Origin of the sequence: Streptomyces sp. NPDC005963 (assembly GCF_040638655.1) — a bacterium.
Classification (GTDB): Bacteria; Actinomycetota; Actinomycetes; order Streptomycetales; family Streptomycetaceae; genus Streptomyces.
The window spans coordinates 1-12,519 of the sequence record NZ_JBEXVD010000011.1; the positions used below are offsets into that span (position 1 = coordinate 1).

Genomic DNA, 12,519 nt, shown 5'->3' on the forward strand with positions numbered 1-12,519 from the left:
TAAAATACTTTCCCTACACCCCCCTGTTCCTAACTCAAAACCCCAGCCCCCCAAAACCCAAGCACCCCCAGCCCGTCCGGCGCTTGAGGACGGAACCCCCAACCCCCCGGAGGCAGAACCCAAAGAACGAGCCCCACCCGGAACAAGCGAAGGGACCCGCACCCCAGCCCCGGGCACAGGCCCAGCGCCAGCCACCCCAGCCCGTCCGGCGCTTGAGGACGGAACCCCCAACCCCCCGGAGGCAGAACCCAAAGAACGAGCCCCACCCGGAACAAGCCAGCCCCCCCACCCGACAAGGGCACCCCCCTCACCCCGGCAACACCGCCGAAACCCTAAACCCCCCCGCATCCGTCGCCCCCGACACGAACACCCCGCCCAACGCCTGCACCCGTTCCCGCATCCCCACGAGCCCGTTCCCCCCGCTCGGCAGATCCGCGTCCGCCGCGCTCCCGGCGTCCGATGTGTCGGGCGCACCGTTCTCCACCTGCATGGCGACCTCGGCGTCCCGATGCGCGATGCGCACCCTCACCTTCGCGCCCGCCGCGTGCTTGTGGACGTTGGTGAGGGCCTCTTGGATCACGCGGTACGCCGTCTGCTCGACCTCGGGTGCGTACTCCCGCACCTCGCCCTGCACCAGGAGTTCCACCACCATCCCCGTCTGCCGGGACTGGCCGATGAGGGCGTCCACCTCGGTGAGGGAGGGTCCGGTCTCCGCGGCGGCAGCCGCTGCCGCCGCCGCTGCCGCGCCGACCGCGGCCAGTGGCACGGACGCCGTGTGGCGTTGCTCGCCCTCTCCCGTACGCAACACCCCGAGCATCTCCCGTAGCTCGGTCAGCGCCTGTCGTCCCATGTCGCCCACGAGCGCGGCGTTCTTGACGGCCTTCTGCGGGTCCTTCAGCGCCACGGCCTGGAGCGCCGCGGCGTGCACGACCATCAGGCTCACCCGGTGGGCGACGACGTCGTGCATTTCGCGGGCGATGCGGGTGCGTTCTTCCGTACGGGCCCACTGCGCGCGCTGCTCGGCCCGGTCGGCGAGGAGGGAGAGCTCCTGCTCCAGGCTGTCGGCACGTTCTCGCAGGCTCTCCATGAGCCGGCGCCTTGCGCCTATGTAGAGGCCGAACAGCACGGGCGGAAGCGTGACGCCGACGGCGATGAAGCCCGACATCAGGGGCACGTACCAGACGCCGGGGTCGACGAGGTCGGATGCTGCGACGTCCTGGCGGACCCGGATGAAGCTCACGATCATGGTGCCGATGAGCGACATCCCGGTGAGGATGGCGATGATCCGCCGCGGCACTTCGGAGGCGGCGAGCGTGTAGAGGCCGACGACGGACAGCAGGTAGCCCATTTCGGCGGGTGTGACGGCGATGGCGACCAGGACGACGGCGATCGGCCAGCGTCTCCGTACGACGATCGCCGACCCTGCGATCAGCCCGAGCAGTACGCCGATGGGAACGGGCAGTGCGGTCCTGTCCGCGAAGGCCGCCCCTTCGACGGCGCACTCCAGCGCGGAGACCAGACCGAGCCCCACGTCCAACGCGACACTGCGCCGCCGTCCCCACCACAGCCAGCCGCGGGCGGTCGTGCCCGTGGCGTCCTGGTGTGCCCCCGTTGTGGTCATGGCTCCCAGCCTACGGGCGAGGGTGGGGCTTTCTCCCGGCACTTTTGTGGTGATGGTTTCGGCCGTTGGAACTCTCAAGGTGGTGGTTCCGGCCGGCGAAATCGATGTTCGTTCGAGGGCGCCGCGCCCTACCGTCGCATCAAGTGCCGTTGGTACGGCATAGTAGGGGCTGCCCTATCGCGACCGGTCGAGCAGGACTCAGCGACGAGTCAGACCGGACATAGGGGGCGATCTATCCCAGGTCGTCTAATGGCAGGACAAATGGTTTTGGTCCATTGAATGAGGGTTCGATTCCTTCCCTGGGAGCACAAAGCGGTGGGTCCCGGCCTCAAAGGTCGGGACCCACCCTTATTTTCTTGGCGAAACCCCCCGGTATCCTGCGGATGTCCACCACTCGAAGCCGAAGGGCATTTCCGTGAGCGTCAACCGCCCGGCAGCCGTCGTCGTCCTCGCAGCGGGTGAGGGCACCCGCATGAAGTCGAAGACTCCCAAGGTCCTGCACGAAATCAGTGGGCGATCCCTCGTCGGCCATGTCGTGTGTGCCGCACGCGAGCTGCAACCGGAGCACCTCGTCGTGGTCGTCGGCCATGCGAGCGAACAGGTCACCGGGCACCTCACCGAGCAGTACGCCGGCACCCGCACCGCGTTCCAGGCCGAGCAGAACGGCACCGGGCACGCCGTCCGCATGGCCCTCGAAGAGCTGGGGCAGGGCTTGGACGGCACCGTCGTGGTCGTCTGCGGCGACACCCCGTTGCTCTCGGGCGAGACGCTCACCGCGCTGACCTCCACCCACGCCGCCGACGGCAACGCAGTGACGGTCCTCACAGCCGAGGTCCCGGACTCGACCGGCTACGGACGCATCGTGCGCGACGCGGCCACCGGCGCCGTCACCGCGATCGTCGAGCACAAGGACGCCACCGCCGCCCAGCGGGCGATCCAGGAGATCAACTCCGGGGTGTTCGCCTTCGACGGACAGCTCCTCGCCGACGCCCTCGGCAAGGTGCGTACGGACAACAGCCAGGGCGAGGAGTACCTCACCGACGTCCTCGGCATACTGCGCGCGGACGGACACCGGGTCGGGGCCTCCGTGGCCACCGATCACCGCGAGATCCTCGGCATCAACAATCGCGTCCAGCTGGCCGAGGCCCGCAAGCTGCTCAACGAGCAGTTGCTGGAGCGGGCGATGCTGGCGGGGGTGACCCTGATGGATCCGGCGTCCGTACTGCTGGACGTCACCGTCACTTTTGAGCCAGACGCCATCGTGCACCCCGGAACCCAACTGTTGGGCTTCACCCATCTCGGCGAGGGCGCCGAAGTCGGTCCCAACACCCGCCTCAAGGACACCAAGGTCGGCAGCGGCGCCCGGGTGGACAACACCGTCGCCGACTCAGCCGAGGTGGGCGACGGGGCCTCGGTCGGCCCGTTCGCCTATCTGCGCCCGGGCACCCGGTTGGGCGCGAAGTCCAAGGCGGGCACCTATGTGGAAATGAAGAGTGCCGTCATCGGCGAGGGCACCAAGGTCCCCCATCTGTCCTACGTGGGCGATGCAACCATCGGCGACTACACCAACATCGGTGCCGCAAGCGTGTTCGTCAACTACGACGGAGAGGCCAAGCACCACACCACGATCGGCTCACACTGCAAGACGGGGTCGGACAACATGTTTGTGGCTCCCGTCACTGTCGGGGACGGCGCCTACACCGCCGCCGGCTCGGTCATCACCAAGGACGTACCGGCGGGTTCGCTGGCCGTCGCCCGCGGCCAGCAGCGGAATATCGAGGGTTGGGTGGCCCGCAAGCGCCCCGGCAGCGCGGCTGCGCAGGCCGCCGCAGCGGCCACGGATCGAGCCACTGACGAGAACTGACCGGAAACAGCTGCGCCGAACTCGGCGTACCGTGATACGTGCACACAAATTCGGCTGGCTCGCGACTGGCGAACACACCGCGGCCAGAGAACACCCTCTGAGGAGACAGTGCTGTGACCGGGATCAAGACGACCGGCGAGAAGAAACTGATGCTCTTCTCCGGCCGCGCCCACCCCGAGCTGGCCGAGGAAGTCGCACATCAACTGGGTGTCAGCCTGGTGCCGACCAAGGCCTTCGACTTCGCCAACGGCGAGATCTACGTACGTTTCCAGGAGTCGGCGCGCGGAGCCGACTGCTTCCTGATGCAGAGCCACACCGCTCCCATCAACAAGTGGATCATGGAGCAGCTGATCATGATCGATGCTCTGAAGCGGGCCTCCGCCCGGAGCATCACCGTGATCGTGCCGTTCTACGGGTACGCCCGGCAGGACAAGAAGCACCGCGGCCGTGAGCCGATCTCCGCCCGTCTGGTCGCCGATCTGATGAAGACGGCCGGCGCGGACCGGATCCTCACGGTGGACCTCCACACCGACCAGATCCAGGGGTTCTTCGACGGCCCGGTCGACCACCTGTTCGCCCTGCCCCTCCTCGCGGACTACGTGGCCGCCAAGGTGGACCCGTCCAAGCTCACGGTGGTCTCCCCCGACGCCGGTCGGGTCCGCGTGGCCGACCGCTGGTGCGACCGTCTCGGTGCCCCCCTGGCCATCGTCCACAAGCGCCGTGACAAGGATGTCGCCAACCAGGTGACCGTCCACGAGGTCGTCGGCAACGTCAAGGGCCGGGTCTGCGTCCTGGTCGACGACATGATCGACACCGGCGGCACGATCTGCGCCGCCGCCGACGCCCTGTTCGCCAACGGCGCCGAAGACGTGATCGTGACCGCGACCCACGGAGTGCTCTCCGGTCCGGCCGCGGACCGGCTGAAGAACTCGAAGGTGAGCGAGTTCGTCTTCACGAACACGCTGCCCGACCCGATGGACCTGGAGCTGGACAAGATCACGGTCCTCTCGATGGCCCCCACGATCGCGCGCGCGGTCCGCGAGGTCTTCGAGGACGGCTCGGTGACCAGCCTCTTCGACGAGCAGGCGTAGGGCGACGAGCAGGCGTAGAGCCGGCACAGTCGCAGCGCAGGGCCCGTATCCCGCATCGGGGTACGGGCCCTGCGGCATATCCGGCCCTGCCCCGACCGCTGCGCCGAGGCCGTCAGTGATCGATTGGGTGCTGGGGGCCGACGTGCGTAGACTGTCGAAGTTGCTCGGCGAGGGAGGCCGCGTCTTCGGACGCAGCGGTCCGTTATCGACGCGCTCTTCGTAGCAGGCCAGTCGTGGCCGGGTGACCGCCAGTTCTCTCACCCTACGAGGAGTGCACATGTCCGAGGTCAAGATCGCCGCTGAGCTCCGTACCGAGTTCGGCAAGGGCGCCGCCCGCCGCACCCGTCGCGCCAACAAGGTGCCCGGTGTCCTCTACGGCCACGGCACCGACCCGGTCCACATCTCGCTCCCCGGCCACGAGCTGCTGCTCGCCCTGCGCACCCCGAACGTCCTGCTCGCGCTGGACATCGAGGGCCGCAACGCCGAGCTCGCGATCCCGAAGGCCGTCCAGCGCGACCCGCTGAAGGGCCACCTGGAGCACGTGGACCTGCTGCTGGTCAAGCGTGGCGAGAAGGTCACCGTCGAGATCCCCGTCCTCACCGAAGGCGACCTGGCCCCGGGCACCTTCCTGGTGGAGAACGTCCTCAACACCCTGACCGTCGAGGCCGAGGCCACCCACATCCCCGAGTCCGTCACGGTCTCCATCGAGGGCCTTGAGGCCGGCGCCTCCATCCTCGCCAAGGACATCTCCCTGCCCAAGGGCACGACCCTGGCCATCGACGAGGACGCCGTCGTCATCCAGATCCTCGCCGCGCAGGCCGAGGAGCCCGCTGCCGAGACCGAGTCCACCGAGGACGCGGCCAACGCCGAGGCGTGAGTCTGCGCCGCTTTCTCTTCAGCCGCCGCCCGGGCCCTTCGGCCCGGGCGGCGGCTGGTCTTCCGGATGGAGGCAGTCAGATGACGACCGCGGCGAACGCCCCCTGGTTGATCGTGGGGCTCGGCAACCCCGGCCCCGGCTATGCGGCCAACCGCCACAACATCGGCTTCATGGTCGCCGACCTCCTCGCGGAACGCGTGGGGGGCAAGTTCAAGCGCGCACAGAAGGCCCAGGCCCAGGTCATCGAGGGTCGCATCGGTCCTCCGGGGGACGCAGGACGCCGCATCGTGCTGGCCAAGCCCATGTCGTACATGAACCTCTCCGGCGGCCCGGTGATCTCCTTGCGCGACTTCTACAAGGTGCCCACCACTCAGATCGTCGCCGTACACGACGAGTTGGACATCGACTACGGCGTGCTGCGGCTCAAGCTCGGCGGCGGGGACAACGGTCACAACGGTCTGAAGTCCATGACCAAGGCCATGGGACCTGACTACCACCGGCTGCGCTTCGGGATCGGTCGCCCGCCCGGCCGGATGCAGGTCGCCGACTTCGTGCTCAAGGACTTCTCCGGTGCGGAGCGCAAGGAACTCGACTACTTCGTCGATCGCGCGGCCGACGCGGTGGAGTCTTTGGTGATCGAGGGCCTGGAGCGCGCGCAGAGTACGTATAACTCCTGAAAAGTCAGCCACCAGTTCAGGCCAAAGGTTGACCGAGTGCGGTCGAATGGCCAAGGATCGCGCCCCATGAAGCGGAGTTCTTCGCACCGCGCGCTGACGTACGGACGCTATTTCCTGATGTCCCTGGTCGCGCTGGTGCTCCTGGTGGCCGGGGTCTGGTCGTCCTGGGGGACGGCACAGCACGTCATCCTCTCCAAGGGCCGAGAGCACGGGACCATCACCGTCACCGGCTGCGGTGAAGAGACGTGCACCGGCCCCTACGACCCCGACGGCGCAGCCGCTCCGCGCACCGGGATGACGATCGAGAAGTCCGTGGCGGTGGAGAAGGGCGCAAAGCTGGCGGTGGTCGTGAAGCCCGGTACGGCCGAAGTCGTACGGGCGGGCACGGGCGGTCTCTTCCACGCCTGGTTGCCCCTGGGCGGCGCGCTGGTGCTCGGCGCCCTCGTCATCGGCGGTGGGCTGGGACTGACCCGGTGCGCCTGGGCAGCGGCAGCCCTCGGCGGTGGGGTACTGGCCGGCGCCTTCTTGACCATCTGAACCCTCGGCCGTCCACCGGCCCCGCCCCTCGAACACACCGCTGCCCGGTGCGCCGAGCGCGCACCGGGCAGCGGACGTGGGGACGGAAGGCGTCAGCCCGTGTTCCGCAGTCCCGCCGCGACTCCGTTCACCGTCAGCAGCAGCGCCCGAGCCAGCAGCGGATCCGGCTCCTCACCCCGCGCCACCGCACCGCGCTGGCGGGCGAGCAGCGAGACCTGGAGGTAGGAGATCGGGTCCAGATAGGCGTCGCGGATCGCGAAGGTCTGCTGGAGCACCGGGTTGGAGTCGAGCAACTGCTCGCCACCGGTGACCTTCAGGACCTCACTGACCGTCAACTCGTGCTCGGTCACGATCGCGTCGAAGACGTGCTTCAACTCGTCCGGTACGAGGGTGTCGACGTAGTGGCGGGCGATCCGCAGATCGGTCTTCTTGAGCGTCATCTCCACGTTGGCGATGAAGTTGCGGAAGAAGTGCCAGCGCTCGTGCATCTCCGTGAGGACCGTGTCGAGCCCGGCCTCCCGTAGCGCCCTGAGCCCCGATCCGACCCCGAACCAGCCGGGCACGATCTGCCGGGACTGGGTCCAGCCGAAGACCCACGGGATCGCCCGCAGCCCGTCGAGACCCGCGCCCGAGTCGGGACGACGGGACGGCCGGGAGCCGAGGTGCAGATCGGCGAGTTGGTCCACCGGCGTGGAGGCGAAGAAGTACGCGGGCAGGTCCGGGTCGTCGACCAGCTTCCGGTAGGCGGAGTGCGCGGCGTCCGACACGGTGTCCATCGCCGCGTCCCAGCGGGCCAGCGCCTCGTCGGACTGGCGAGGGGCCGTGTGGAGGGCGGACGCCTGAAGGGTGGCGGCGACCGTCAGCTCCAGGTTCTCCCTGGCCAGCGACGGGATCAGATACTTGTCGGAGATGACCTCGCCCTGCTCGGTCACCTTGATCTCACCTTCCAGCGTGCCCCACGGCTGGGAGAGGATCGCGTCGTGCGAGGGGCCGCCACCGCGGCCCACGGTGCCGCCGCGGCCGTGGAAGAAGCGCAGCCGCACGCCGTGGCGGTGGGCCACGTCGCGCAGTCGCCGCTGGGCACGGTGGATCTCCCACTGCGAGGTGGTGATGCCGCCGAACTTCGACGAGTCGGAGTAGCCGAGCATCACTTCCTGCACGTCGCCGCGGAGCGAGACCAGACGGCGGTAGGAGGGGTCGCCGAGCATCCCGTCGAGGATGACGTCGGCGGCCCGCAGTTCGTCCGTCGTCTCCAGCAGGGGCACGATCCCGATCTTCGCCCACCCGGCGTGGAGGTCGATCAGTCCGGCCTCACGGGCCAGCACGGCCGCGGCGAAGACGTCGTCCGCGCCCTGGCACATGGAGATGATGTACGACTCGATGACCTCGGGCCCGAAGCGCTCGAACGCCTCCTTGACGGTGAGGAACACCCCCAGCGTCTTCTCGCCCGCCGCGTCCAGGGGCGCGGGGGAAGGCGCCAGCGGCCGGCGCGAGCGCAGCTCCTTGGCGAGCAGCTTCTCGCGGTGCTCGCGGGGCATGTCCGCGTAGCGCCAGGACTCCTCGCCGAGTCGGTCGAACAGCTGGCCGAGGGCGTGGTGGTGGGCGTCCGCGTGCTCGCGGACGTCCATCGTGGCGAGCTGAAGGCCGAAGGCCGAGAGCGTACGGATCGTACGGTCCATGTGGCCGTCGGCGAAGAGGCCGCCGCGGTGCTCGCGCAGGGAGGTCTGGATGAGGGCGAGGTCGCTGATCAGCTCGGCGGTGCCGAGATAGTCACGGCCGGCCTCGTGCGGAATGCCCTTGGCGAGGCGCTCGCGGGTGTTGACGAGCTTCTGCTGGATGCAGGTGGCCTTGAGACGGTACGGCTCCTCGGCGTTGAGGCGCTTGTAGCGGGGGCTGATCTCCGGGAGCCGTTCCAGATCGGCCTGGAGGGAGCTGAGGAGCTCCTCGGTGGCGCCGGTGTAGCGGATGGAGTTGGAGAGCAGTCCGCGCAGGGAGTCGATCAGTTCCAGGGCGTCCGTGATGCCGTGCTCGTGCTGGAGGATCAGCACCTCACGGGTGACGGCGGGGGTGACGTTGGGGTTGCCGTCGCGGTCGCCGCCGATCCAGGTGCCGAAGGTCAGCGGACGGGTGTCGGCGGGCAGTTCGACGCCGATGCGCTCCAGCTCGGCGGCGAGGTCTTCGAGGACGTCGCCGACGGCGTTCGCGTGCAGCTCGTCGAGGTAGTAGATGGCGTTGCGGGCCTCGTCGGCGGGCTCGGGCCGCACCACGCGCAGCTCGTCGGTCTGCCAGATGAGGTCGATGTTCTCGGCGAGGCGGAGGTCGGAGCGGCGCAGGTCATCCTGGCCGACGCGGGCCTCAAGCAGCTGGGCGATGCGGCGCAGCTTGTTCAGCACCGAGCGGCGGGCGGCCTCGGTGGGGTGCGCGGTGAACACGGGTCGGACATTGAGGTTCTTGACGGCTTCGCGCAGGTGGTCCGGGTCGGCGTCCTTGAGCCGGTCCGCGGTGCGGGCCAGCAGACTGCCTTCGGCAGCCCGCCGCTCGCGCATCTCATGGCCGCGGTGCACCTGCTCGGTGACGTTGGCCAGGTGGAAGTAGGTGGAGAACGCGCGCACCAGCTTGGCCGCGGTTTCGAGGTCGGTCTCGCCCAGCAGTTGCGCCGCCGCCTCGCCGTCGCTGCGGGTGAGGGCGCGGACCTGTTCGACGAGGTCGAGCAGATCGGAACCCTCCTGGCGGACGATGGTCTCGCCGAGGAGGTCGCCCAGTCGGCGGATGTCGGCACGGAGTTCGGCGCTGGCCGTGGGTGTCTGGTCGGCACTGCTCACAGGTGCGGCTCCTTGCAGTGTTTAAGCACGTCTGGAGGGGTACTGGAGGCTGCGGACCGCGCTGTCCGACGAGACCTAAGGATAGGCGCCCACCGTTTGACGTTATCCACAGGGCCCTTGCCGCGGAGCTACGCACTGACATACTTACGTCGCCGTAGGTTACGGATCCGTAGCCACGCCTCGGTCTTCACCTCTCTCACCCCCCAGGGGACCTTCATGACGACAAGCCCCGATGTGCTCGGCGACGCCCAGAAACAGGGCGTCGAGGGCCTTCCCTCCGCCACCCTCGGTGGAGACAGCAAGGGTTCCATCGAGCAGATCGCCCTGCTGCTGTTCATCGTGGTTCCGTTCCTGGCGCTGGTCGCGGCCGTGCCGCTGGCCTGGGGCTGGGGCGTGAGCTGGCTGGACCTGGGTTTGATGACGGCGATGTACTTCCTCGGTTGCCACGGGATCACCATCGGCTTCCACCGGTACTTCACCCACGGCTCCTTCAAGGCGAAGCGTCCGCTGCGGATCGCGCTCGCCATCGCGGGGTCGATGGCGGTGGAGGGACCGCTGGTGCGCTGGGTGGCCGACCACCGCAAGCACCACAAGTTCTCGGACGCGGAGGGCGACCCGCACTCGCCGTGGCGGTTCGGGGAGACGGTCCCGGCCCTTATGAAGGGGCTGTGGTGGGCGCATATTGGCTGGATGTTCGACGAGGAACGGACCCCGCAGGACAAGTACGCCCCGGACCTGATCAAGGACCCTGCGATCCGTCGGATCTCGCGCGACTTCATCTGGTGGACGATCCTCTCGCTGGCGATCCCGCCGATCGTGGGCGGTCTGGTGACGATGTCCTGGTGGGGGGCGTTCACGGCCTTCTTCTGGGGTTCGCTGGTCCGGGTGGCGCTCCTGCACCACGTGACCTGGTCGATCAACTCGATCTGCCATGCGGTCGGCAAGCGCCCGTTCAAGTCCCGGGACCGCTCGGGCAACGTCTGGTGGCTGGCGGTGCTGTCCTGCGGCGAGTCCTGGCACAACCTGCACCACGCGGACCCGACGAGCGCACGGCACGGGGTGCTGAAGGGCCAGGTGGATTCCAGCGCCCGGCTGATCCGCTGGTTCGAGCAGTTCGGGTGGGCGTATGACGTCCGCTGGCCCAGCGAGTCCCGTATCGATGCCAAGCGCAAGGGCGATCCCGTTCCGAGCACTGACACGGCATGATGGATGACGTGGCGACCGAAGGCAGCAGTAGTGGTACGGACAAGGCCCGCGCCGGACGGCGGGCGCGCCGGGTGCGGATGACCGGCGCGGAGCGTCGCGAGCAACTGCTGGACATCGGTCGCACCCTCTTCGCCGACAAGGGCTTCGAGGGCACGTCGGTGGAGGAGATCGCCGCCAAGGCCGGAGTCTCCAAGCCGGTGGTGTACGAGCACTTCGGCGGCAAGGAGGGGCTGTACGCGGTGGTCGTGGACCGCGAGATGCGCCAACTGCTGGAGGGGGTGACGGGCGCCCTGACGGCCGGCCATCCGCGCGAGCTGCTGGAGCAGGCGGCGTTCGCCCTGCTCGACTACATCGAGCGGTACACGGACGGCTTCCGGATCCTGGTCCGGGACTCGCCGGTGGCCCAGTCGACGGGCACCTTCGCCTCGCTGATCAGCGATATCGCCACCCAGGTCGAGGACATCCTCGGGATGGAGTTCAAGAACCGCGGCTTCGATCCCAAGCTGGCCCCGCTGTACGCACAGGCCTTGGTGGGCATGGTCGCGCTGACCGGCCAGTGGTGGTTGGACGCACGCCGGCCGAAGAAGGCCGAGGTCGCGGCCCATCTGGTGAATCTGGCCTGGCACGGCCTCGATGGCCTGGAGCAGAAACCCCGTCTGATAGGTCACCGCAAGAACTGACGGACCCCCGTCGCACACCCGCCCGTCGCCCCGGTCGCTCATCGCTTGAGCGTCCGGGGCGTCGTCGTGCGGAGCCCGGGAAGGGGCACCGGTGCCACGGGCGCGCTTCGACGGCTTCCGTGGGCCCCAACCGGTTCGCACCGGGACGTCCGCCCATAGGCGATGCGTCACGCTGGGGGATCGCTCTTCACCGGGCGGAAGGGGTCTTCACGCCGCGTGTCTTCACCCGGTGGGAGCGGCTTTCCGGGCGACGGCGAAGAGGCGGCGGAAGGGGTAGACGGTGCCGTGCGGTCCCGTCGGATAGGCGGTGCGCAGCAGCTCTCGGTACTCATCGAGGAACTCCTCCCTGGCATCGTCGTCGTCCGCCAGTTCGGTCAGGACTGGGCGCAGGGTGGTGCCCTTGAGCCAGTCGAGTACGGGGTCCTCGCCGGGCAGCAGTTGGGCGTAGGTGGTCTCCCAGACGTCGGCGGTGCAGCCGAGGTCCAGCAGGCGGTTCAGATAGTCGGCGGGTTCCAGCACGGCGGCACGCTCGCGCGCTCCTGCGAGGCGCTCGTGCCAGCGCGGCGAGGTGAGCAGTTCGACGAGCAGGGTGTGGCTGGGGGCGGCGAAATTTCCCGGGGCCTGGAAGGCGAAGGTGCCGCCCGGCGTGAGGCCGTCGATCCAGCGGTCGAAGGAGGCGGCGTGGTCGGGCACCCAGTGCAGGAGGGCGTTGGAGACGATCAGGTCGTACGACGCCGGTGCGGGCGTCCACTCCTGGGCGTCACCGGGGCGGAAGTCGAGGTGTCCGCCACCGCGGGTGGGGCCCGCGTGGTCGCGTTCGGCCGTGGCGAGCATGTCGGGGGAGTTGTCGAAGCCGGTGATCCGGGCGGTGGGCCAACGATCGGCGAGGAGTGCGGTGACATTGCCCGCGCCACAGCCGAGATCGGCGATCCGGATCGGCCGCGCAGCCCCGTCGCGCTCGGCGGGGAGGTCCGGGATGCGGGCGAGGAGGTCCAGGAAGGGACGGGTGCGGTGGCCTGAGTGGCGGAGGTACTGCTGGGGGTCCCAGGTGGCTGGCGTGGGGGCAACCGGCGGTTCGGTGGTCATGGTGTTTTCCTCGCTGGGGCGTACGGGGACGGACGGCGGGAGCGGTACGCCCGTCGAC

At 68.9% G+C, this 12,519-nt stretch carries 10 protein-coding genes and 1 tRNA gene; 8 read left to right on the forward strand and 3 right to left on the reverse strand.

Annotated features, from left to right (window positions below):
* Nucleotides 1-307: 307 nt before the first annotated feature.
* A complete protein-coding gene (locus tag ABZ348_RS16985) occupies nucleotides 308-1,621 on the reverse strand; it encodes a histidine kinase (RefSeq protein WP_358933718.1) in 1,314 nt (437 codons plus the stop codon).
* Between the two features lie 235 nt (nucleotides 1,622-1,856).
* Between ABZ348_RS16985 and ABZ348_RS16990 the strand changes: the two genes are divergently transcribed.
* The 6 genes from ABZ348_RS16990 (at nucleotide 1,857) to ABZ348_RS17015 (ending at nucleotide 6,667) form a co-directional block, all read left to right on the forward strand.
* Nucleotides 1,857-1,927 (forward strand) — tRNA-Gln (locus ABZ348_RS16990).
* A gap of 109 nt (nucleotides 1,928-2,036) precedes the next feature.
* On the forward strand, nucleotides 2,037-3,485 hold the full coding sequence (glmU, locus tag ABZ348_RS16995; RefSeq protein ID WP_358933720.1) for a bifunctional UDP-N-acetylglucosamine diphosphorylase/glucosamine-1-phosphate N-acetyltransferase GlmU: 1,449 nt from the start codon (nucleotides 2,037-2,039) through the stop codon (nucleotides 3,483-3,485).
* A gap of 113 nt (nucleotides 3,486-3,598) precedes the next feature.
* Nucleotides 3,599-4,576, forward strand: coding sequence for a ribose-phosphate diphosphokinase (locus ABZ348_RS17000; protein WP_358933722.1), 978 nt, complete (start codon nucleotides 3,599-3,601; stop codon nucleotides 4,574-4,576).
* A gap of 277 nt (nucleotides 4,577-4,853) precedes the next feature.
* The gene (locus tag ABZ348_RS17005) at nucleotides 4,854-5,453 is read left to right on the forward strand and encodes a 50S ribosomal protein L25/general stress protein Ctc (RefSeq protein WP_358933724.1); all 600 of its coding nucleotides are present in this window, start codon (nucleotides 4,854-4,856) and stop codon (nucleotides 5,451-5,453) included.
* 80 nt (nucleotides 5,454-5,533) lie between these two features.
* Nucleotides 5,534-6,130, forward strand: a complete 597-nt coding sequence (pth, locus tag ABZ348_RS17010) for an aminoacyl-tRNA hydrolase (RefSeq protein ID WP_358933725.1) — start codon at nucleotides 5,534-5,536, stop codon at nucleotides 6,128-6,130.
* Between the two features lie 66 nt (nucleotides 6,131-6,196).
* Nucleotides 6,197-6,667: a hypothetical protein gene (locus ABZ348_RS17015; protein WP_358933727.1), complete on the forward strand. Its 471-nt coding sequence runs from the start codon at nucleotides 6,197-6,199 to the stop codon at nucleotides 6,665-6,667.
* Nucleotides 6,668-6,759: 92 nt separating this feature from the next.
* Here the strand turns inward: ABZ348_RS17015 and ppc are convergent, their stop codons facing one another.
* Nucleotides 6,760-9,489: a phosphoenolpyruvate carboxylase gene (gene ppc, locus ABZ348_RS17020; RefSeq protein ID WP_358933729.1), complete on the reverse strand. Its 2,730-nt coding sequence runs from the start codon at nucleotides 9,487-9,489 to the stop codon at nucleotides 6,760-6,762.
* Between the two features lie 216 nt (nucleotides 9,490-9,705).
* On the opposite strand from ppc, the gene ABZ348_RS17025 reads away from it, so the two are divergent.
* Both ABZ348_RS17025 and ABZ348_RS17030 read left to right on the forward strand, forming a co-directional pair.
* Entirely contained in the window at nucleotides 9,706-10,695 is a 990-nt protein-coding gene (locus ABZ348_RS17025) for a fatty acid desaturase (RefSeq protein WP_358933731.1), read from the forward strand.
* Complete coding sequence (locus ABZ348_RS17030) at nucleotides 10,695-11,375, forward strand: TetR/AcrR family transcriptional regulator (protein WP_358934011.1); 681 nt, start codon at nucleotides 10,695-10,697, stop codon at nucleotides 11,373-11,375. Before ABZ348_RS17025 ends, ABZ348_RS17030 begins: the two co-directional genes overlap by 1 nt.
* 222 nt (nucleotides 11,376-11,597) lie before the next feature.
* Here ABZ348_RS17030 and ABZ348_RS17035 read toward each other — a convergent pair whose 3' ends face one another.
* Nucleotides 11,598-12,461, reverse strand: a complete 864-nt coding sequence (locus ABZ348_RS17035) for a trans-aconitate 2-methyltransferase (RefSeq protein ID WP_358933733.1) — start codon at nucleotides 12,459-12,461, stop codon at nucleotides 11,598-11,600.
* Nucleotides 12,462-12,519: the final 58 nt, after the last annotated feature.